The sequence below is a fragment of the Bacillus sp. AFS073361 genome, assembly GCF_002567005.1.
Lineage (GTDB): Bacteria > Bacillota > Bacilli > Bacillales > Cytobacillaceae > Neobacillus.
Window position 1 is genome coordinate 37,369 of record NZ_NUZU01000046.1, and the last position, 23,155, is coordinate 60,523.

15 protein-coding genes are annotated in these 23,155 nt (G+C 32.3%); 7 read left to right on the forward strand and 8 right to left on the reverse strand.

The features are described 5' to 3' along the window. Positions 1–4 precede the first annotated feature (4 nt). Positions 5–772, reverse strand: coding sequence for a hypothetical protein (locus COJ96_RS24135; RefSeq protein ID WP_098576349.1), 768 nt, complete (start codon positions 770–772; stop codon positions 5–7). Positions 773–992: 220 nt separating this feature from the next. Here COJ96_RS24135 and COJ96_RS24140 point away from each other — a divergent pair, with 220 nt between their 5' ends. Further along, entirely contained in the window at positions 993–6,563 is a 5,571-nt protein-coding gene (locus tag COJ96_RS24140; RefSeq protein ID WP_180230237.1) for a sacsin N-terminal ATP-binding-like domain-containing protein, read from the forward strand. A 143-nt stretch (positions 6,564–6,706) separates the two neighbouring features. On the opposite strand, the gene COJ96_RS24145 is transcribed toward COJ96_RS24140, so the two are convergent. From COJ96_RS24145 to COJ96_RS24170, 6 genes are all read right to left on the reverse strand, one after another. Further along, the gene (locus tag COJ96_RS24145) at positions 6,707–7,552 is read right to left on the reverse strand and encodes a DUF4268 domain-containing protein (protein WP_180230238.1); all 846 of its coding nucleotides are present in this window, start codon (positions 7,550–7,552) and stop codon (positions 6,707–6,709) included. A gap of 266 nt (positions 7,553–7,818) precedes the next feature. After that, complete coding sequence (locus COJ96_RS24150; RefSeq protein ID WP_098576352.1) at positions 7,819–8,079, reverse strand: hypothetical protein; 261 nt, start codon at positions 8,077–8,079, stop codon at positions 7,819–7,821. 41 nt (positions 8,080–8,120) lie between these two features. Continuing rightward, positions 8,121–9,140: a hypothetical protein gene (locus tag COJ96_RS24155; protein WP_098576353.1), complete on the reverse strand. Its 1,020-nt coding sequence runs from the start codon at positions 9,138–9,140 to the stop codon at positions 8,121–8,123. Between the two features lie 145 nt (positions 9,141–9,285). Continuing rightward, a complete protein-coding gene (locus COJ96_RS24160) occupies positions 9,286–12,438 on the reverse strand; it encodes a type I restriction endonuclease subunit R (RefSeq protein ID WP_098576354.1) in 3,153 nt (1,050 codons plus the stop codon). Between the two features lie 3 nt (positions 12,439–12,441). Continuing rightward, positions 12,442–13,602 (reverse strand): restriction endonuclease subunit S, encoded by a 1,161-nt coding sequence (locus COJ96_RS24165; protein ID WP_098576355.1) that lies wholly within the window; start codon positions 13,600–13,602, stop codon positions 12,442–12,444. Further along, positions 13,586–15,157: a type I restriction-modification system subunit M gene (locus tag COJ96_RS24170; protein WP_098576356.1), complete on the reverse strand. Its 1,572-nt coding sequence runs from the start codon at positions 15,155–15,157 to the stop codon at positions 13,586–13,588. The genes COJ96_RS24165 and COJ96_RS24170 overlap by 17 nt, the downstream gene beginning before the upstream one ends. Positions 15,158–15,643: 486 nt before the next feature. On the opposite strand from COJ96_RS24170, the gene COJ96_RS24175 reads away from it, so the two are divergent. The 4 genes from COJ96_RS24175 (at position 15,644) to dnaB (ending at position 19,961) form a co-directional block, all read left to right on the forward strand. Further along, positions 15,644–17,434: a hypothetical protein gene (locus tag COJ96_RS24175; RefSeq protein WP_098576357.1), complete on the forward strand. Its 1,791-nt coding sequence runs from the start codon at positions 15,644–15,646 to the stop codon at positions 17,432–17,434. 434 nt (positions 17,435–17,868) lie between these two features. Next, positions 17,869–18,396, forward strand: coding sequence for a hypothetical protein (locus tag COJ96_RS24180; RefSeq protein ID WP_098576358.1), 528 nt, complete (start codon positions 17,869–17,871; stop codon positions 18,394–18,396). Next, a complete protein-coding gene (locus tag COJ96_RS24185) occupies positions 18,389–18,649 on the forward strand; it encodes a replicative helicase loader/inhibitor (protein WP_098576359.1) in 261 nt (86 codons plus the stop codon). The genes COJ96_RS24180 and COJ96_RS24185 overlap by 8 nt, the downstream gene beginning before the upstream one ends. Next, entirely contained in the window at positions 18,639–19,961 is a 1,323-nt protein-coding gene (dnaB, locus tag COJ96_RS24190; protein WP_098576360.1) for a replicative DNA helicase, read from the forward strand. Before COJ96_RS24185 ends, dnaB begins: the two co-directional genes overlap by 11 nt. Before the next feature lie 46 nt (positions 19,962–20,007). On the opposite strand, the gene COJ96_RS28885 is transcribed toward dnaB, so the two are convergent. Beyond that, on the reverse strand, positions 20,008–20,484 hold the full coding sequence (locus COJ96_RS28885) for a hypothetical protein (RefSeq protein WP_180230239.1): 477 nt from the start codon (positions 20,482–20,484) through the stop codon (positions 20,008–20,010). A gap of 330 nt (positions 20,485–20,814) precedes the next feature. Between COJ96_RS28885 and COJ96_RS24200 the strand changes: the two genes are divergently transcribed. Continuing rightward, entirely contained in the window at positions 20,815–22,905 is a 2,091-nt protein-coding gene (locus COJ96_RS24200; RefSeq protein ID WP_098576361.1) for a hypothetical protein, read from the forward strand. Positions 22,906–22,912: 7 nt separating this feature from the next. Next, positions 22,913–23,140, forward strand: a complete 228-nt coding sequence (locus tag COJ96_RS24205; RefSeq protein WP_098576362.1) for a helix-turn-helix domain-containing protein — start codon at positions 22,913–22,915, stop codon at positions 23,138–23,140. The last annotated feature ends 15 nt before the right edge of the window (positions 23,141–23,155 follow it).

Sequence of the window (23,155 nt, forward strand, 5' to 3'; positions counted from 1 at the left end):
CTCTTCAGGATTCTAAAAAATCCAAAAATAATTCGATTGATTTTTTTGTAACACAAATTACAATAATTCCCTTATACTCAAAATTAGAAATAACCTCTTCTATATTTGTTTTCAGTTCATCTACATCATAATTCTCCCATTGTTCGTTAAGGAAAATGGTAGATGCAGGTATAATGTTATAGTCTTTAATAGAAGAAAAAATTTTATTAGTAAAATTTTTTGATAATTCTTTAATATTATTTCTAATATTCTTGCTTGTCCCAACATCGATATTTGAGGCATGATTGTAGGCATTTTGCCACGGGTTATTCTTTACATTCCCGCTGAATTTATCAGTTAAGTCATCATAAGCTATTTTTACTTTGTTCCAATGTGTGCTACCTTTGCTGTCTTTCTTACCAGATTTACTCTCCATAATCCACTCTGTCTTGTCCTTAGAATAATAACCATCAAACCCTTTTTTAATTGATCCTTCTTCTAAGTTAAAGAAAGTACATTCTTGTTTAAACCCTTGATGCATTAAATATAAATGAACAAAAAACTCAGCAACTCCACCCATTTTTGTATTTTCAGATTTGCTCTCAAAAAACTGCCTAGCCCTCTGCTTAACAGTCTCTATATCATTTCCACTATCACCTTCACATATTGTTACAAAGTGATTATTGATATATCCTAGGAATTCCCCTGTATAGTCTTCAACATCAATTATATGAATTTCAATATTTTCATCTTTAAAGGATTTAGCATTAAATAGATTAATTGTTGCTTCCATAGTATCACTTCGCCCTAATATTATTGAATTCCCATATTTTCCTACTACCTATAATAATACCACTTTTATCCTTCTACACATATTACTTCTCATCTAATATAAGAGCCTTCTATATACTTACTCATGGTTAAAAATTACTATTTGGTTTTGAATCTTGACGGTTACTTCTTTCTAAAAAATGGTAAAATTAAATTACCAAATGTTAAAAAAGGAGATTCTAATGGAAACAGTTCTTAATGCTAAGAAAAAAATAATTGCCCAAAAGACCATAAATGAAATAAGAACATTTCTTTCTGAGCTTCTAAATGGAACACGCAACTATGAGAGTATGTTTAATCTAACTGAGCAAATGACTCATGATTATTCAAATAGATTTATTATTGAACTCTTACAAAATGCATACGATGCGATTTCATTAGATACTAGTTCTGACACTGGAAAAGTAAAAATCATATTGGATGAAAAAGATGATGGGCCCTCGACGTTATATTTTGCAAACACAGGATTACCTTTCTCTCATAGTAACTTTGAAGCCATTTCCAGCCTTGCTTTAAGTAATAAAGACCCAAAAGAAACGATAGGTAATAAAGGAATCGGTTTTAAAAGTGTCTTACAAGTCAGTAATTCACCTAAAATATATTCCGGAAAGTGGCTAGAAAATAGTTTTTCTGGCTATTGCTTTGAATTTAATCCAAAGAAAGTTAAAAATTTATCGCATATTATAGTGGATTTACTTGAAGGGACTGAAATTCCATCTTTTTATAATCTTTGCCAAGTAAACCTTCCATTGGTTGAATGGGATTCTATTACTCTTAATGCCTTTAAGACAAAACTTATGAATCAGTCAGAAACACCCGAAAAATTTATAGAAACTACTGTTAACAAATTATCACCATATCAATTACCATTCCCTATTGATGAACAACACGATGAAATATTATATCAGCTAGGTAAAGAGGGGTTCGTTTCGGTTATAAAGTTAGAATTAAATGAACCAGATGCGCTTCTAAATACAAAGAATGCTCTAAAGGAATTATCTTTAGACTCTATAATTTTTCTAGATCACTTATCAGAACTTGCAATTGTTCATATTGGTAATAATAAAGAGGATGATTTGTCACGACATTTAATCCAAACTAATTTAGTTACAAATCATCATGAAATCAAAATAAAAAATAAAGAAATAAATGACCTTTTTACTAATCGCCATTATAATTTTGTAGTATTTTCAAAAAGCATCGGCGGAGAAAATGATAAGTCAAAGAAACAAAAGATTTTAAATGCTTCCAAGCAACTAAACGGAAAGTGGGAGAGCGTGAGTGAAGCAAGAATAGATATCGCAGTACCGATAACTAACAATCAACAAAAAGGTAAAATGTTTATTTTCTTACCAACTAAACAGCATAGTGGATTAGGGTTCCATATAAACGCTCCTTTCTTTGGTCAGATGAATAGAAAGGATATTGACTTTTCTTTACCTCTTAATAAATTGTATATAGAAGAAACTGCACAACTACTGTTCGATTCAATTAAATACATTATTCAAACTAAGCCTAAGAATTGTGAGAATATTATTATTGATTTATTAAGCTTTAGTAATAATTTTAGTGACATGACATCAATATTATTTGAATCATTTAAAAATATACTTAGTGAAAATAATCTCAATTTCCCTGAGTGGAATATCTTGCCTTATAAAAGTAATAATGAAGAGTTATTACTTGGACCTTTGACGAAGGTTTATTTAATTAATTCAGACTGGAATTACAATATATTTTCGAAAGAGAATCTAATTAAGAGACTTTCTATTAAATTTATTTCGAGTCTTTCAGTGGATCGCATTAGTTCTATTAATAAGCTTGCTACGCTCTGGAATTATCATATGGAACCCAATGATACTGATAAGGCCAATTGGGTAGAGAGAATGGCTCAATATCTCCATACTAATAAGGCTCCCATTGATCAATGGCAATTATTTTATGAAGAATTGCCTTCTTTAGTTAACAATGCTAATGAGTTAGTAGAAAAATATATTATTTTAGGACAGGATGAACAGATTCATGCTGTTCCTAACAATGAAACAGAGACATATGTATTTTTTCCACCTGCACAGTCAAAAGTTGAAGGAGTCAAAGACGAAGATTTGAACATCTCTACTCTTGATGTACCGAATTTTTTATCAAGTAAAATAGCCTATTTAAATACTAATATTCAATTGTACACTACGGAGAATAGTAGAAGAGTAAGAAGTAAATTCTATAACTATTTACGAAATATCATTGAAGAATTTAGCACCGAAAATATTATTGAAAAAGTAATACTGCCAGAAATGCCTAGCACGTCTATTCCTCTGCATTCCGAGAAGTCAAATGAACTGTATCAATTACTCGAATGGTCAATTTCTCTATATTACGGTGCAAGAAATAAACCCGAATCACTTAGAGAGAATTTTAAAGATATATATGTACCCTGTAGGGATGGGTGGCGGAAGGCAGATCAAGCATATTTTTCTATGACATGGGATAAGTCGTCCTTTGTAAATCATGGCCAGCTCATAACAGAATTTTTTAATAATCCAAAAAATGGTCCCATTATCAATGGTTATAAGAAACTAATTATAGACTTTAATGACCTTGATAATAGAATACAAGCATATGGAATTGATAAAGTCGCTGAATTTCTACATTTCTGTGGTGTTGTAGATCATCTGCATCTAGTACCTGCTGTCCCTGATGGAAAATTAACTATAAATGGCGGAAACCGCTCCTTTAATTTTCCAACTAATATTATTGGAAACCTTATCCCTGAACAAATTGAGGTTTATCGAAACTATTTTGACGGGCTTAGAGGTGAATATGTTAGCAATTTTCAATATGAAGTTGTAAATTTACTAACAGTTGAAGGTTTTGATAGATATCATGATTTAACAGATGAAGGAAAAAGCTTATTTGCAAAATTAATTTTTGTATCTATTCCTAAATGGTCTGATTGGCAAACTTGTAGAATTAGAAAACCCGAAGGGACGTTTTGGTGGAAGGACATACCTTCTCTTATTAAACTATCGTTACAAGAAATTCCTTGGATACCATATTACATTAATCGTAAGGTTTCATATAATTCACCAAAAGAAGTATGGTATATTCCTTCAGTTAGCCTAAGAAGTGCTGCATACACTTATGCTTTCATTCCACATATTGAATATGATTTTGCAAAGCTTTTGGAAAATGAGAATTCTCTTAACGATCTTCAGGAAATTGGACTTGGTAACTTTGAAGTATCTTCGCTATCAGAGGGAGGAAAGCTTCTTGACCATTTAGCAAACATATTTAAGGATGGAATGGTTGCTAGTGAATTAACAAACTACTTCAAACATCACTATCGCTTTGCTTGGGAAAAGGTTGTTAAGTATTACGAAGATGATGATTATGACCCTAATAATATATATAAACCTAAATCATTAGTAATAACAAAAGGAGGTTACTTACAAACCTTAGATATTGAAGATAAGCAGACACCAATTTATGTACCTGACCATAAAAAGTTATTTATACAATTACAAAGTAACCCTTCTCTCGAAATACTTTTGATAGATGCGGGTAGAAGATATGTTCCGTTATTAAGAGATGTATTTGGTGAGCGATTAACAAGATTGTCTGATTTAGAGCAATCTTTTTATGTAGACGGAATTAAATGGTCACCTTTACAAATTGAAAGTCTTGAAACTAGTATTTTAGATGGCAAACGAAGTTGGTTGTTACCTTATATAATGACAATAGCTTCTTACCGTGAAGATAGTAATCTATCTATTGGTGGCAATCGTTTTAACGAGCTTATTTCACTTATTAAAAGTGCTAAATGGTATGAGTGTAAAGATTTAATTGTTTCACTTGAATCTAAGGATGGAGAGATTATCGAGCAAAGAACTGAAAACGTTGCAGTATGTAAAGAGACAAAAACATTTTTTATTTCCTGTAAAGAATCTATTTCACTTGAAGAGTTTGCAACTTCAATTCGTGAGTATTTGGAAATTGCACCTATTGAGTTACCTCTAAAGTTTGCTTTGTCAAAGTTGGTTACCGACTTTGATGTCGAACCAGAGGAATTAGCGATTATTTCATCCTTAGAACATATAAAAATCACTCAGGAAAATTTTGAAACAATTAAACGACTGGTGAATGATAACCTCCAATGGGTAATTGAGTTAATTACTCCAGCCATTATTGCTTTAAAAGATAATCATGATATTAGGGTTATTAATTTCCCAATCATTGACAGTGAAATCACATTAAAGCAACATTTTAGTAAATTTATTCCTGACCCTCTTGCTTTAGATGAGCTAATTAGGTTCTCCAAAGAATCTCAAAATCTAAAAGAAATGGGATATAAACTATATGAGGCATACAATATATCTTTAAAGGCGTGGAACTACGCTATTGAATTGACACATAAAAATCCTCTTAAAATATATAATGAGGAATTAACAAACCTCTTCTTAAACTTCAAGGATATTTATGAAACAATTGTGTATGGAATCATTCGAGACAAAGTAAATAAACAATCAATTTCCTTAAAAAACTACATTGATGTAAAAACAGCTTATGCTAATTGGCTTATGCCATTAGAATGGAAATATCTGTGGTGGGACATTAATGATAATATTTTCTTAGAGAGTTTATGGGAGTTCCTAAAAGAACAAGATTTAGAATTCCAGTTAGAATTGTCAAACAAAGATACTCTCAATGAGTTCATTTTAGAAGAGAATATTGATTTAACTCCTAGTCTAGAAATCTCAAGACACAATAATTTATTAATAAAAGATTGTTTAAATCAAATCCAAAGAGCAACCATCGCACTATGTCAAAAAAGGCAAGTAGACATACCATCATATTGGTTGCAGACAGAACAAACATTTTTGGATCACATAAAGAGCAATAGGGATAAAGAAATTTTAGAAATTAGAAATTGGGGAAATGACGAAGCTTATGCTTACATTTTTGAAGGCGAAAAGTTTTTAAATGCCTTTCAAGAATTAAAAGAACTAATCGGCAACATTACAACCTATCATGACCTATTAAACTACCTTAATGATGAAGAGGCAAATGTAGCAACGATAGACGATATTATTGAAAAAGAAAAAGAGAAAAAGCGTAAAGAAAAAAGACTCGTTAAGATTAACGGCCAATACTTCGATACCGATGAAAGTAACATTGACAAGTTAAATGACGTTATTAGTAGTTTTGATTTCGAACAAATTAATATCAATGGGTCGGTAGGTAACCCACTATCACTTAAAGAAGTTTCTAAGAAAACTGTTAAACCTCAAACCAAACTTGGGGGTAGTATTAGAAAAGGGAAAACCAAAAGACTAAGTAGACACATTGAGAATGTTATTGGGCTTGCTGGAGAATTAATCATTTATAACCATCTAAAGAAAAATAACAAAGGCTTCAGACCGGAGTGGTGGAAATCAGAAAATAGCCTATCTATTTACTCTGATAATTTGGTAAGTGATTCATTAGGCTATGATTTTGAATTAAAACAGAATAATAAGACATACCATATTGAAGTAAAAGCAACGATAGGTAACGACTTCTCTTTTAATATGGGTACTTCAGAAACTCAAAAAGCCTTCAAAGACTCTAAAAAGAAGAATATTGAGTACATGATTGTTTTCATTACGAATGTATTTGAAAATCCAGAAATCTATTGGCTTCCAAATCCATATTCAAATAAAGGAAAGTCAGTTTTTAACATTAAAGATGCTGGTGTAAAGATTAGTTTCCATATATAGACTTTCCCGAAAATTACCTTTTTATTTTAACCAAATAATTAAAGAAGTCCTGTTGCCTGTCAATAACAATGACAGAAAACAGGACTTCCTTTGCTTATATAGTATTACTGGAATCATAATGCTAAATATATATCTAGGTCATTTTATTCCCATATCTGGGTGGAAATCTTCTTAATAAATGGACTAAAAACATTATCCCATATTATAAATTTATTGGTTATTTGGTCTAACCCATTCTCCCATGTTTCTGTATCTAATGAACAATCATTTATATCTACTTGTATCCTACTTGACTTTTTTTGCTCCATTTTTCGCCATATTATTTTTTCACCAAACTCTTTTTCTATCTCTTCACGAAATTCAAAAAGATACTCAAAGATTTTTTTATTGAGTTCAATGTTAGACTTATCAATTACTAATTGTATAGAAGAACTTTCTTTCCTAACAATTATTGAATAATAAACCCCACCCACACCAGTTCCAGCATTCAACCAGTTATCATCTGTTGGGTTCACATTACTATAAATATTTGTTTTCTCATTAAGCTTTTCTAACAGGGCTTCCCAAAATTTACGACGTTTTTGATGCCTTTCTGCAATCCGTTTTTTCTCGCTTCCTAAATTTTTCACCTCTTGACTAGGGCCTACCACTTTTGTAAACAACGGTGAAACAGTAGTATCATTAACTTTCAAAACCTCAATTTTGTATAAAAACCAACTACTATCCACAGGGGTTACTTCATTTAACCATTCAAAAACCTCTATATGTTCTACCCTTGGTTCCGGGCTAATCCAAATAACAGTTTTGGCAGCAGTACCCACTGTATAAGTAAGAATTTGTCCAAGATGTGTGTGATCTGTTTTTTCAAGCTGATTTTCAATAATAGCGCTATTTCCTTGTTCATCCTCACAATAAATATCAACATTGAATGAACCTATTTGTTTTTCAGTTTCAATAACATTTAATGTAATATCTAGTTTATCATTCAAAAAATCAATATTCTCTGCAAGCCATTTTGTAAAGTGCCTTGGCTCACTCTTCCATATGTCTCTGACATTTATAAACTCTAACTTTTTAATGTCGCATGAAGTAGTCTTCCTTCCCCTCAGAATGACAATAACAAGCTTTATAATTTAAATAGAATTAAGTACCTTTCCCTAATCTGGGGGATGGGAAAGCAATTAAAGTCTAGCAGGATAATTTTACTATTTTAAAATTTGCAAAGGAAAGGAACCATCAATAGCTCCCACATTTACTATCCTTTTTTGATAAATGTTGGACAATTTCTTGGTATTGTAAATGAAGTAAACTCTTTACCCGCTCCTTCTTCTGGCTGGTTAATGATAGCTTCTCTTAAACTTGGATTACTAACACCAATAGGCATAGCACTATCTCCCTCATAAATTGCATTAAGATGGTCTATGTATTGCCCCTTTGTCTTACTACAGCTACATTTTTTCATTTTTAGGTTGAGGCTAAATATATCGTTACACTCAAGGCATAATAAAAGTTTCATTTATATCACCATTTGTTTTCTGCTTATCTACGCAAAAGATTCTAATTTGATTCATACCAATGATACTCGTCTAAATATTTATTCTTAGTTGGAAAACCGGATCTAATTAAATCTGACAATTTCTTGGATTGTTCAGATTCAACTAATGTGTATTTGCACATATGTATTAACTTTTCTTTTTCAATTGGTAAGTCATGTACCTTTAATTCCTCAAATAAATTAAACAATTCACCAATTACTCCAAGTATTATAGCTGTTTCACTAGTATAAATTAGATTTGATTGATTTTTGATATATTCTCTTTGGAAGTAACTCTTAAAATTATCCAAATCCAAATTAAAGTCCAATTGTCTATAACCTTCAAAAGAATAATTCTCAAGATTTCTTTCTTCGGTAAGGTGCTGCGGGTAGCTATGGGTCAATTCCGTAATACCGAATTCTTTTGTATTTAAAGCCGAATACTTATTCCAAACATAACCATGTGAACCACCGCTACCTAAATCTTTAGTAATTATCAGCTTACCTTCCTTTAAAGATGGATTGATATTGATTTCTATGCCGTACCTAGCATAACTAGCCACAAAACTACCATTCTTCCTTATATTATTTTGATAACCATTATTATTTACTAGCTTATAGATATCTTCAACGAAATTTTTGCTACTCCCGGTAACTATATATCTTGATTTTCCCGTTAAAGCAATAATGCTATTGGCTAAATAGAATTTTGAATAATACGCAGTAATTTCAATCCAATGCTGTAATCCGCCGTCATAAAGCTTTAATGCACATAAGTAATTATAAAAAGCCTTGTAAAAGTTAAATAACGATTCATGTAACAATAACGCCTTAAAATATTCTAAATCTTCCTGTTCTAATTCAACTTCAACCTGATTATTATTAATAGAATTTTTAAATAGGTCTATGTTTTCAGGATATACTTTTTTAATAAAAAGGGGAACATTCCACTCGCTAGGTCTAGGAGGTATTCCTCTTATAGATAAACTTTTAGACTTATAATCCGTTTCTTTATAAAATTCAATCAAACTTTTTCTATCCATACTTTCCCCCTTAAACACCTTATACTTTGGTTTATTTCTGTCCATACTTAAAATAAGTTGTTAGTGCAACTTGTATGTCAGACAGGGAAGAGATGCACAAGCATCTCTTCTTTTAATTTTGTAAATATAGCGGGTATGTCTATGGTTACTCCCTATACTTCTTAAAGTTCTCTGCCTGCTCAAATATCTCTTTAAAAATCTCGTCTTTAGGAACAGGAGGGTAATCGTTTTCAGCAAGCGTTAATATAAGATCAACTTTTAGCTCTGCCTTAATATCATCTCGACTTGACCAGTCTGTATATCTAGCTTTATCTGCGATGATTGTCTTTATTTCTTGTGATAGTTTAATAAGTTTGTCGTGTGGGTATTCAAATTCATGTTTCTCAGAAATTGCTTTGAGAATATCGTAGAAGGCCTTTTCCTCATAATCAATTCCTAAATCCTTGAAAGAATCCCGCTCTTTCATTAGTTCTGCGAACAAATCAGCAAATTGTTCTGCAACATCATCCAAAACATCACTTTGCAAAGCTTGGAAATCTTTTCTTTCATTATATTGCTCAACCAATTTTTTAAATCTCTTTGAAAAGTCGACACCCTGAATTTTATTGGTTTTCTTAAATTCCTCAATTGCTTTTGACAATAGTTTTTGTAGAAGCTTAATCTTAGTGTTTGGTAGTTTGATTTTATTGATCTTAGCTAAGTATTCATCACTAAATAAGTCCGCATTATTTTTCGGATCATTTTTATCAAGTTTGAATACTTCTTCTACCCCTTCACTTATTAACGCTTCCTCCATCATCTGCCTTACTTTTTCATTCATTTGAGCAGTGTCCGGAGCATCACCTTTGGTTAGCTTATGAATGATAGACCTTATAGCTAGAAAATAGTGAATATAATCTCTTTCCATTTGGCTTATATTTTCACTAGACACACATAAATTGTAGGCAGAGCGAAGTTTCTTGGTTATTGCCATAAAACGTTTTTCTAACTGCTCCGTTTGTTGCACAAATTCCGCTGCTTGATTCAAGCACTGTAACTGTTGCAATGGGGTTCCTTGAAAATATGCAGTATTATCAAATTTATAAAAGATTTTTGCTAATAAATCTAGCTGATCCTTTACAATAACGACTGCCTTATCGATACCATCGAAATTTTCTCCCTCTACAACACCATATTTTTTCATCGCTACGTTTAAATTGCTCTTTATTCCAAAATAATCGACAACTAATCCAGTTTCTTTACCTTCATAAACTCTGTTTACACGTGAAATAGTCTGAATCAGGGTATGCTGCTGAATTGGTTTATCAATATATATGGTATCAAGTGATGGTACATCAAATCCTGTTAGCCACATATCAACAACGATGGCTATTTTGAAGTTTGATTTTTCATTTTTAAATTGCCTATCTAGCTCCTTACGATATTCTTTCGTACCTAACAGGTCATACAGTTCTTTACTGTCATCTTTATTACGAGTCATGACCATTTTAATTTTTTCCATTGGTTTAATTTCTTTTTTTTCTTTATCAGAAAGCTCTACACCTTCGTCACAGATTCTAACTTCTGCCCACTCTGGTCGTAGTGCAATAATTTCCTTATACAAGTCATAGGCAATATGTCGGTTGGCAGCGACAAACATTGCCTTACCCTTTACCGTTGCGCCTTCTTCAATTCTCTTTTCATAATGCTCTACAAAATCTTCAGCCACTAATTTTAACCGTTTAGGATCACCAAGAATAACCTCGATTTGCGTTACTGCTCTTTTACTTTCATCAATCTGATATTCATTAGCCCCGGCGGTTTCACATACTTTATAGTACTCTTCGATTTCATGTAATTTTGAATCATTTAGATTTACTTTAGCAGCTCTTCCCTCATAAACAATCCGTACAGTTATTTCATCGTATACAGCCTCGATCATTGTGTAAGCATCTTCTACTTCCCCAAATACATCTATGGTTGCATCCACCGGTGTTCCAGTAAAACCAACATAAGTTGCATTAGGCAGAGAATTGTGTAAATGCTTGGCAAAACCATATTTTTTCTCGACACCATCTTTAGTAATTTTTATTTTTTGGTCAAGATTTGTTTGTGAACGATGGGCTTCGTCCGAAATACAAATAACATTGTTTCTATCAGTTAGCAAATCAACATCTTCATTAAACTTCTGAATAGTAGTTAAAAATACGCCACCACTTTTTCTATTTTGTAGGTAAGCCTTTAAATATTCCCGACTTTCTACACTTATGACTTGATCATCACCAATAAAATACTTAGCATTTGTAAATTGTCCCGCAAGTTGATCATCTAAATCAGTTCTATCCGATATCAAGACAACAGTAGGGCTTTGTAGATCTTTATCTCTCATTAAAAGTCTTGTAAGATAAAGCATGGTATAACTTTTACCAGAGCCTGTCGCTCCAAAATACGTACCACCTTTACCTGAACCTTCCGGCCGCATATTTCTTTTAATGCTTTTTAATAATTTTGTTGCCGCATAATATTGTGGATATCGAGGCACAATTTTTTCCTTTTTGCTGCTTGTATCAGGGAAATAGATGAAGTGACGTACCACTTCTAGGAAACGTTTTTGGTTAAATAAACCCTTCACCATTGAATAAAGTGAATCAATTCCATCTTTTTCAAACGATTCATTACCTTCAATTTTTCGCCATGCATAAAAGAAATCATAGGGAGCAAATAACGAACCAGCTTTATTATTTACTCCATCACTAATAACACAAAATGCATTATACTTAAAAAGCTCAGGGATATCCCTCTGGTAACGAACAGTAAGCTGAGTATAGGCATCCTTTATTGTCGTATTTTCTTTAACAGCACTCTTGAACTCTATTACTACTAAAGGTAAACCGTTAACGTAAACAATTACATCAGGGATACGTTTTTCATACCCTTGTATTTCTAATTGGTTCACTATTCTAAATAAGTTGTTGCCAATATTATCTGGATCAAAGTCTATTAATTGAATAAATAAATCTTTTTTGCTACGGTCCTCTCGTTTAAGAATAAATCCATCAGAAATCATTTTGATAATGGCTTTATTACTTTCGTACAAAGTCGATGCAGGTAGCACTTCCATTTGCCGGATTATACTATCTACCTCATTAAGTGTAATTTCTTCATTCGAATAACGATTGAGTAAGAATGCTTTTAAATCATCACCTAGTAGTACATCATGTATTTCCTTATGAATTTGGTTTCCATTCTTATGTTGATAATCTTCAGTTTCAAAAAGCTCGATTACAGCTTGCTCTAGGGTTTCTTCAGTGAAATTCATAGGCTATTCCTCCACATCTAGGGGATTAACTGAGAGTTTTGAAAGTAATATATTTCTTAATTTATCCAAAGCTTTCTCTTCCTGTGTAATTAGCTTCTGGTAAGAAAATAGGCCTTTTACTATTGATTCAAACTTATTGATTGTATTTATGTCTGGAACTATAACAGGATGTAAGTGAATATGATTTCTATTAAGTGTTGGAACAGCAGAACCACTGTTATAATCCATAATATTTATTGAACTAAGAACATAATACGAGAATATTGGAGTGGCGTGTTTAAAAGACTTTACCCACAATGTAGTGTTAAGGGGCCAAAAATCTTCATCGACATAAAAAACTTCTCCTAGTGAACCACTCCGTCCTGTAACAATTCCGGGCCCTTTTACTTTATAATCATTATGCCTTCCAGCTATCCCTGTTGAAGCGAAAATTGGATACCCTCCATTTTTCCTGTCCTGTGTTGGCAAGTCAAAACCTCTTTGAAGTTCTAATAAATCGAATAAACTTCCAATATTCCACGACTTAGGGATTTCTCCTAAATCACTATTTTTCATTTCACCACCACAAGATTTATAGGGATTTCCTTCTTCATCTGGAAATTCATAATTAACAAACCATTCATTATAAATAGATTTCGCTGTTTCTGACAATTTCTGATGTATGCTCTTGTTCAATTTTATTCTATCAAGTAATATTTTATATTCTCTTACTATATCCTTTTGCCTTTTAATAGGGGGAACAGGAAGTTTCATATCACAAAAATCTTCCCATTCTATGCTTCCTCTAACACCACCAATAGCATAAAAGCATGCTTCCCTATCAAACTCACTCCTACTAAACCACATCATTAAATACTCTGGTGATACTGCATCTGTATCTACCACTTCAAAAACAGGGTAGGCTGCAGATATGATTGCTTCATCAAAATCCTTTAACAAAGCAACTGGCATTTTCTTGTCTCGCCTTACCTGCATAGTGCTACAAGCGAATTGGTTTTTTCTTATAATTTTATAGTTTTTTAAATCTGTTCCAACAATATTCGCAACAGATGGGATGAATTCTTTTGTAATACTTAGTCCTAAAAGGGTTGTTACATCAAGATTAACATTCCTTTCGTCAACTAACCTAATGCAATCCCCAATTCTCTTATAATTCGATTTCATAACCTAACTCCTTAAAAACATTTAATAAATCCTTTTTAGAATCTTCTTCAGCTTTAAGTAAGTCAGTAATTTCACTTTGTAACAATCTCATTTTTTCATTGAAATCAATATCTTCATCACGATTTGCAAACTCGATGTAATTACTAGGTACTAGCAAGAAATCCTTTTTTGCAATTTCTTCAAATGTTGCACTATAACAAAATTCCGGGATGTTTTGATATTTAATTTCGTAATCAGTTTGTTGCCAGTTATGGTATGTGTTCGTAACCTTTGCAATATCATTTTCTGAAAACTGCGTATACTTTTTTTCAAAAGGAATACCCATCTCTCGTAAATCCATAAATAATACTTCATTTTCTCTGTTACGATACTTTTTTAAATTTCCATTTTGATCGATAGTACGAGCCTTTTTGTTTTTATTGAGTACCCAAAGGGTAACACTTATATTAGTTGTATAAAACATATTTTGCGGTAATACAATGATAGACTCGACTAAATCATTTTCAATCAGTTTTTTTCGTATTTTATATTCATCGCCACCACCACTTAATGCGCCATTCGCCAATAAAAAGCCGGCTACACCATTCTCAGATAGTTTTGATACAATATTTAGAATCCAAGCATAGTTAGCATTGCCTCTAGGTGGTACTTCGTAACCTGCCCAACGCGGATCATCAGTTAATTCATTCTCAGCTCTCCATTGTTTCTGATTAAACGGAGGGTTAGCCATTATAAAATCCGCCTTCAAATCTTTATGTTGGTCATTAAAGAAAGTATCAGCAGCTGTCTCTCCAAGATTAGCCGATATTCCTCTTATAGCTAGGTTCATCTTTGCCAGTTTGTAGGTTGTAGTTGTGTATTCCTGTCCGTAAATCGATATATCTTTCTTATTTCCCTGATGTGATTCAATAAACTTTACTGATTGAACAAACATACCGCCTGAACCACAAGCAGGGTCATAAATTTTACCTTTATATGGTTCAAGCATTTCTGCAATAAGATTTACAATACTTTTCGGAGTGTAGAATTCTCCTTTACCTTTTCCTTCTGCTAATGCGAATTTACTAAGGAAGTATTCATAAATCCGACCTACAATATCTTGTTGCTTGTCTTTAAGCGTATTGATGTTATTAATCGTATCTATTAAGGATGCTAATTTATTTACATCAAAATTTAAACGAGAATAATAATTATCAGGTAAAGCACCTTTTAGCGATGGGTTATTTTTCTCAACTGTAAAAAGTGCTGTATCAATTTTTAATGCAATATCTTCTTGTTTTGCGTTCTCTACTAAGTAACTCCATCGGGAAATTTCAGGCAGATAAAATACATTTTTCATGGTGTAAAACTCAACCATATCAACATATTTTTCTTTACCCTCATCTATTAACTCCGCTTTTCGCTCTTCAAATTTATCACTAGCAAATTTCAAAAAGATTAACCCTAAAACAACGTGTTTATATTCTGAAGCCTCAACGGATCCGCGTAATTTATTGGCAGAATCCCATAATGTTTCCTCCATACTTTTTTCTTTAACCTGTTTCTTTATAGCCATAAAAATAAAGCCCCCTGTCTTCTACATCATCTACAGATAAATTAATTATATAAATTAGGAAATACTCCCCAACTAACGTTTCCATTTCCATGATATTTCCAATATTAATTATACATCAAAATAACCAAGAAAACTTTAATAACTATATCGCAATCAACCCAAAAGAGTTCCATTAAGCCAACTTAAACGTAGTACCCAAATTAATTTATCAATGCTTGTAAATTAAATATAATAGTTCCTTTTACCTAAAATAATAATAATTCTTCAAGTTTGAAACTAGAACAGCAGGAATCTGTAGATTCACAGCTTAATTATTTGTACCTTCCACTATTGTAAATGTATTTCCTTAATGTACCCTTACTTACTAAAGTCGTTAGCCCTAAAAATATTATGGTAAATCTTACCTGAATATTGATATAACTTTCTACAAACAATTTTGTTGATAATATAACAAAAACACATTATGAAAAAGGTGTATAAAAACCTATGAAGGCACATGGACTCGTTTATCTTCTTACATTTATTAAGCCACATGAAAAAGACTATTATTATGTAGGACAAACAACTCAACCATTGAAGACAAGAATAAATGATGGACACATTAATAGAGCTTGGAAGTTAGATAGTAATGGCAATTTTGAAAACAATTATAGAGTTGCAAGAGAAATTAGAAAATATGGTATAAGAGACAAAGAGAAGAAAATTATCTGGAGTAATGATAACGAGATTAAAGATCTAGATACTGCTGGATGTTATTTAAAAGTTAACATACTTTGTTCAGTAAATTCCCAAGAAGAGCTTGATGAAAAAGAAAAATTCTACATATTAAAATATCGTAGTTATGAACATTTTAAAGACTCAAGAGGCTTTAATGGAACATTAGGTGGTTACGGAAATAGTGGTGGTGTTCCAAGAGGTGAACTTTCACCATCTGCCCAGTTAACAAACTATCAAGCAAAGCAAGTTAGACTATTAATTAGAGATACCTCTTTAACTTATAAGGATATTGCGGATTTAATGAAGTGCAGTTTAGGTTGTATTCATGGAATTGTATACGGAGTAACTTATAGAGAGGTTGTTATAAACCATAAAGATGTATTAGATGAAGAATTTCAGATTTGGAAGAATTACGCTCCTAAATCTTTGAAATCCGATAATGATTTTTATTGCTATGACTTACGAAAGAATGACCCAGAGGAAAGGGTTCAATTGTGGAAAAGCGCAACAGAATGCGCTGCTGCGTTACCCAAAAACGTTAGAGCGCAATATATTTATTATGCATTAGCAGGAAAAAAAGGAATAGTTGGAGACCATTTCGCGTTTACAAAGGTAAATAACCGATATGCCTTTGAACAAACATATCTTCCTTTACTAGTAGCAAAGCATAAAAAGCGCTTTAGAGCCTTTAGTGCATATAACATTAAGACCGGAGAAAAAATTAAAACCTTTACGAGCATGGGAGATTGTATAAAGCAGCTTAATCTCGTCCATAATGCCCCAATTTATAAATGTTTGTATCATAAGTCTTCCTATAGTGGTAGTTATATTTTTATCTACGATGATGAATTTCACCCTGAATTGCTAAAGTGCAAGATGGAGCTGGCAAACCAAAGGCCTTTTTATTCATTTGACATTGATGGAAAACAAATAGGCTCTCGTTGGATAGTAATTAATGAATGCGCCCGTTTTTTTAGAATTCACGTAAGCAACATTAGTCGCTGTTTAATGAAAAATACCATTTATAAAGAAAAATATATATTTATTTACGAAGATGAATTTAACGATGAACTTTTAAATTCGATTATAAAAAATCGGGTTCAAAAAGAACGTTATCATTTATTAAATCTTGAAGGGGAATCACTAGGAATAGCTAAAAGTCAATACGAACTATATCATCACCATAAAATATTCACTACAAGTTATGCCTTGAAATCCAAGAAATACTATATTCCTTCACGTGATTTAATTATCATTCCTGATAGCGAGTATAACATCAAAAAGATAAATGCTATTTTGGATATAGCAAGAGAACAGAGTAAAAAATTTAAAGAATGCAAAGAACACATAGAAGAGGAAATAAGAATTTATTCTAAAGACAGCTTTATAATGAGCTTCCCCAACACCCGTGCAGCAATAAACTCAGGAATTGTCCCTTCTCATGCTGTATACACGGTACCTAAACGTAAGAACAAGATATATAAAAATAAATACATAATAATTTATGGGAATAATGCAACACCTTCAACCCTTGCGCAAATTCGCAAACAGTTTAAGTAACCTCAATGAAACTCTATGAATCCTTGTTTTAACAAAAAACAAGGATTCAATTTATTTTAAATTTATTTGTGTTTGTAATCTACCCATATTAGTTTAAATAGGGAACGAAATCGCTATTAGATAATGACTTAGTAAAGACAACCAACTTCATATCCTCCAATTCATCTCACCCCTAATTGGAACAACATACTTACTCCATTAACCCTATCTACTATTTCTTTTAAAAAGATGGATACTTTACACCCTCATTTCATGAGAGTCTAGTCTCACGTAAAAGTATTTTTATAATCTCCTTCGAAACTTTTAAAACGAATAAACTCAAAATTTTTTTTAAAAAACACACTAGCTCCTAGAAATATAAAAAATTGAAGATATTATGTTCTCCGAGTTGGCCATCATTATTAAAACTTTTCATATAGGGAGGACTATCTAAAATGAAAGAAGGATATATCAAACTTTACCGTAAAATTACACATAACCACATTTGGCAGGATCCACAAAAACTCCGTCTGTGGCTTTTGTGTTTATTAAAAGCATCTCATCAACAGAAAGAGTTCTTAATTGAAAACCAAGTAATTGTTTTATCCCCCGGACAGTTTATTACTGGTCGCCATTCAATTGAAGAGGATTATAATAAAGAACTTCAAACGAAGTTTCAAGTCTCCGGGAAGACACTTTGGCGATGGTTAAAAGTACTAGAAACACAAGGATTTGTTTCAATTAAATCGACTAATAAATATAGCATCATCACTATTGTAAACTGGATTTTGTACCAAAGAAATGGCCATCCGTTGTCCAGCAATAGTCCCGAATCTATCCATGAATTGTCCACAAACAATAATGAAAAGAATGAAAATAATGATAAGAAGTTATTTTCATCTAGTAAAAAACAATCCAATCTGACCGTTCTTGATAGTTTACTAAACAATAATTTGAATAGAATGGAGGATTTAAATGACTAGAAATCAAGCCATTACAATTATCCGGAGCATTACAATTGCTTATCCTAGCTTTGATATGAATCAAGAAAAATTGGACCTTTGGATTATTCATTTAGTTGATATGCCATATGAAGCTGTCGAAAAAAAACTAAACAACCATATCCGAACAAGCTCTTTTCCTCCGACAATAAGTCAAATTGCCGTTCAAGAAAAGACTCAAAACGTTTTCCTAAAGCACCTAGTAGAAAGGAAACAAATCTTAAATGCAGAATAACCAACGTGAACTATATAATATCGAAGCAGAACAAGTGGTGTTAGGCTGCATCTTACAAAAGTCTGAATTAATTAAAGAATCTACCTTGAGTGCAGAGGAATTTTATTTACAGAAACATCAAATCATTTTTAGAACGATGAGAGAAATAGATGCGAAAGGAGAACCCATTGATTACGTTTCTATTATTACGAAATTAGATGATTTTACAATCGAGCAAATCGGTGCTGCAAGCTACCTCCTGCAACTAACTGATTCTGTTCCTAGTACGGAACCATTTAACTTCTATCAAAGTCTCGTTAAAAAAGCGTTTAAAATTAGAAAGGCATTACAAATCTGTAAATCCTTTGAAATTACCCCAAGTGAAGAAAGCCTAAATCACACTTTGAAACTATTAAATGAGTTGACCGATGAAGGCCGAAATCTATCAAAAGTCTCAAAAAAAGATGTTCTGATGGATATTTATGAAGAAATCTCAACTAAAAAAGAAGGACTAAGTGGCATCGATACAGGTTTTCTAGATTTAAATTTAATGACTGACGGGTTTCAATCTGGAGATCTTATAATACTTGCCGCTCGACCATCTGTAGGAAAAACGGCACTTGCCTTAAACTTTGCTATGAATGCTTGCAAAAAGGACACCAAAGTTATCTTCTTTTCGTTTGAAATGCCTCAGAAACAGTTGCTTTACAGAATGCTAAGTTCAGTGTCCAATATAAATTCTATGTTTTTACGACATAGCGAAAAACTATTGACTGAAGACGAAATGAAACGCGCTGCATATGCTACGGGAATTGTTGATAAGTGGGATTTAGTGATAGATGATTATCCGGGGCAAACAACCTTCGATATTAGCTTATCCATACGAAGAGAGTTACGAAATTCAAATAAAAAGCATTTTTTAGTCATTATTGATTATTTACAACTAATAAAGTCTGATAATAACTATGATAGACATGACCTTAAAATAGCTGCGATCACACGCGAATTAAAACTAATTGCAAAAGAACTTAATGTACCTATCATTCTATTAAGTCAGCTTAATCGAAATGTTGAACAACGAGCGGACAAACGTCCTTATATGAGCGACTTACGGGATTCAGGGAGCATTGAACAAGACGCTGATGTAATCCTTTTGCTACACCGTGATGATTACTATAACAACAACAGTGAACAAGAGAATTTAATCGAAATTAATATAGCAAAGCAACGAAATGGTCCAGTCGGTCCAGTTGATTTACTATTTATCAAAGAAACAGGAACATTTCTTGATTTGTCCAAAATGAAAGTCAGTGGTAAATTTCATATGAGATAAATTTGGAGTATAACCTTTTTTTGGGTCTGTGTTAAGTTTTCACTTATCACAGACCTTGATTTATTTTATAAAATAATTGTAATCTGTCCTCTTTTGAGAAATTTTTAATCAGGTCAGTTATGGCCTCCGTAGTTAACCATCTACTCTCAACTACATAAAATCTTCTAATGTTAGTAGAAACTTTATCGTCTAAGTTTTCCTGTTTAATGCCTGCTTCAAGAAACAGATTAATTACTTCAGTAATAACTTCATCAGTAATTTTTGTTTCTTCTTTTTTCAGTTCCTCCTCAATTTCTCTCCAATAATCTTCAAGGAATATTTCCCACTTATCATCTTCTAGAAAAAATAAATCTATATAATTACCTCTATTAGAATCAATTACTTTTTTTCCGTAATTATTATTCTGATGCGAATACTGGGACTGCAAATTAGAAATCAATTGGTTAAACCGAACGTCGGGCTGTTGTTCCCAAACCTTTTGTAGCAAGGCAGTGATTCTTCGAATTCTTCTACGGTCTCTCAATTTAGTTTACTCCTTTCAGTTTTTAACTAGATTAATTTACTATTAGTTAGTTTATAAAATAAACTTTTTCGATTAAAGAAAATTCCAGAAAACTTTTCGGTCTATTTCTCTAGGTTGTTCGAAAGCAGCAATTATGTAGCTATAATGTTTAAAAACATCAAATGAATAAGTTTGGTGAAACACACCTTGCTCACATTCTGCAACATAGTAACTCCTAAGAACCATCATTTCGACATCCTATTTTGTTATAGAATGTGCGTTTTGTGTGTATGTATGTTTCTATCCCAAAATGGATAGATTGATAAAATATAATAGAAAGGAAAAATAAAAATGGAAAACTTAACTTTACTAACGCGAAACCAAGCTGCTAAGTTAAGCGGAATTTCAGGGAAATGTTTCAATTATCTGATTCAACAAGCACTTTTTGAACAATATCTTGTTAAAGATGGGGCAAACTGGTTTGTACAGCCAGAATCAATCCCACTCATTCAAGAATATTATTCAAAACATAATGAGGCGTATCACTATTACAATAATAGTTCTGAATATATAGCCGCATATCATGTAGCAAGTATGTTAAATTTATCATTTCGTGAATTAATTGAACAGATACGAGAAGGAATATGGGAAGGTAAATATGTAAAAGTTCCCAAGTGCGCTCCACCTCCGAAAGATTTACTTGATATCAAGATGAATTATTTCTTTTATCGCTCAGCTATTCTCGAAAATCGCTATAACACATTGGAACAGATAGGGAAAAATTCCAATTTAACTTCCCTATCGTCTTTAAGGTACTATCAACGATTGGGACTGCTTCCCCAACCACCTCATCTAGTAGGGACGAGTTTATATGATGAAAGAGAAATAATAGACCTACTCCCTCTAATAAAAAAACAGGTTAAGGAGAACTTCGCAGAATTCAAAGGAGCCAGTCTGCAGAATGCTTATGATTTATTAAATAACCATCAGCAACAAATCATCTCTAAATATCTTAAATTTAGGGCAAACGGTGGAGTTGTAGTTTACAATGGTTATCGTTCTACTCAGCAAATTGCCAATAAAGAAGAAACACTTGAGTCGATAAAACGTATTATCAGTTCTGCTTTTATTCTTATCATTGCTGGACGATGTGGAATAGAGACAGATTTTCATAGAAATCCTTTTCAACGAATTCAGCCACCTGATAGTTTTAATCCTGATGTATTCGATATCTATAATGTCTCAAAGGATGATTATTCTTCACTATCTACCAAGCGTAAGGGAACAACATTGATAAATTACTTTCAGCAACTAAGACCATTTTATTACTATCTTTTAGATACTTTAGAAGAAGATGCATTGGATGACAATGAGGATTTTAGAGAATTCACTCGCATAAAAAGACGTATATTTAAGTTTCTGGAACAATTCCCAAGAAAAGAAAGTGACCTTAATAAAGGTGATATGAATATTAGAACCAAGACATTCTTAACCAGAGAACAAATGGTTCTAATTAAACAGTATCTTCTTGAAGATGTTCGTGCAAGAGATCCGTTAAAACATGCGACAATGTGGCAACTTTCATGTACAACTGGTATTCGTCCTGAAGAGCTTCACAAAGTAAAAATAGAATATTTTCAACTGAACACCAATGGTTATCTTGAAACGGATGAAGATGGTTGGGGAGTATTAAGGTTACCAGCTTTTATGACCAAGCAAGAAAATAGTCCTTCTCATCCAGACTACCATACACCTATACCACAAGGTACTGTAACACAGCTAAACTTATATTTATCTTATATTTACCGTAAACAAGACGAGAACTCCCCAAAAGGTAAAGGATTCTTATTTAGACCTGACTATGCTTTACCAGAGTATAGACACAGAAAACCAATTACTTTCAGCTTTATTAATAGGTTAAGAAATCGCCTTGATTTTCTGGATGATGTAAGAAAGCAAGATTTTATCTTTAAAGCATCAAGACATTCTCTAAATAATATTATTATGCGTACCTTTATCAATAATGATATTTCATTAAATAATTTGGCAAAAAAAACAGCTGCAGATCATCAATTACGGCATAAACCATCTCTATCAGTCGGAGAAGAATATTATACTTCTGAGATTACGAAAGAGCAATATTATCAGGTACTCGATGCAACTATTAATTTTCCTTGGAATCTTGAAAAGTTAAAAGAATGGGAAGTTGAAAGAGGATATAGGCTAGGAGATATGGTTCTTGAAGTAGAATCATTTACAGATAATTTAGATGATAAAAATCCAAAAAGAAAACAACTTCAGGAGCAATTATTGAATATTGAAAGCGAATTGATACAAATCCAACAGAAACCAAAGTATATGTCTGAAATGCAATGGATTACTAAGCGAAATAACCTAATTACTGCTAAGAAGAATATTATTACAACCTTGAAAGGAGTCTAAATTCACTATGCAGCACCTACATCTTGATGAAGACAACTATGATGAAATTGAACGATTTCCCGTCATCCACGCAATAGACGATGATGCTATTCTTAGCACCATTAATATCGCTAGGCTAATAGGAGTCCACGAAGAAACAGTGAGGCGATGGTGCCGAAATGGATATTTGAAATGCCTTAGTCCATTTGGACGTTATAAAATTCGTGGATCAGATTTTAAATTATTTGCAAAGTAAGCCCGAATTATAAAA

What these genes read in the sequence shown, in the direction of transcription:
- COJ96_RS24135 (WP_098576349.1), bottom strand. Translation starts at nt 772, where the DNA reads ATGGAAGCAACAATTAATCTATTTAATGCTAAATCCTTTAAAGATGAA.
- COJ96_RS24140 (WP_180230237.1), top strand. Translation starts at nt 993, where the DNA reads ATGGAAACAGTTCTTAATGCTAAGAAAAAAATAATTGCCCAAAAGACC.
- COJ96_RS24150 (WP_098576352.1), bottom strand. Translation starts at nt 8,079, where the DNA reads ATGAAACTTTTATTATGCCTTGAGTGTAACGATATATTTAGCCTCAAC.
- COJ96_RS24155 (WP_098576353.1), bottom strand. Translation starts at nt 9,140, where the DNA reads ATGGATAGAAAAAGTTTGATTGAATTTTATAAAGAAACGGATTATAAG.
- COJ96_RS24160 (WP_098576354.1), bottom strand. Translation starts at nt 12,438, where the DNA reads ATGAATTTCACTGAAGAAACCCTAGAGCAAGCTGTAATCGAGCTTTTT.
- COJ96_RS24165 (WP_098576355.1), bottom strand. Translation starts at nt 13,602, where the DNA reads ATGAAATCGAATTATAAGAGAATTGGGGATTGCATTAGGTTAGTTGAC.
- COJ96_RS24170 (WP_098576356.1), bottom strand. Translation starts at nt 15,157, where the DNA reads ATGGCTATAAAGAAACAGGTTAAAGAAAAAAGTATGGAGGAAACATTA.
- COJ96_RS24175 (WP_098576357.1), top strand. Translation starts at nt 15,644, where the DNA reads ATGAAGGCACATGGACTCGTTTATCTTCTTACATTTATTAAGCCACAT.
- COJ96_RS24180 (WP_098576358.1), top strand. Translation starts at nt 17,869, where the DNA reads ATGAAAGAAGGATATATCAAACTTTACCGTAAAATTACACATAACCAC.
- COJ96_RS24185 (WP_098576359.1), top strand. Translation starts at nt 18,389, where the DNA reads ATGACTAGAAATCAAGCCATTACAATTATCCGGAGCATTACAATTGCT.
- dnaB (WP_098576360.1), top strand. Translation starts at nt 18,639, where the DNA reads ATGCAGAATAACCAACGTGAACTATATAATATCGAAGCAGAACAAGTG.
- COJ96_RS24200 (WP_098576361.1), top strand. Translation starts at nt 20,815, where the DNA reads ATGGAAAACTTAACTTTACTAACGCGAAACCAAGCTGCTAAGTTAAGC.
- COJ96_RS24205 (WP_098576362.1), top strand. Translation starts at nt 22,913, where the DNA reads ATGCAGCACCTACATCTTGATGAAGACAACTATGATGAAATTGAACGA.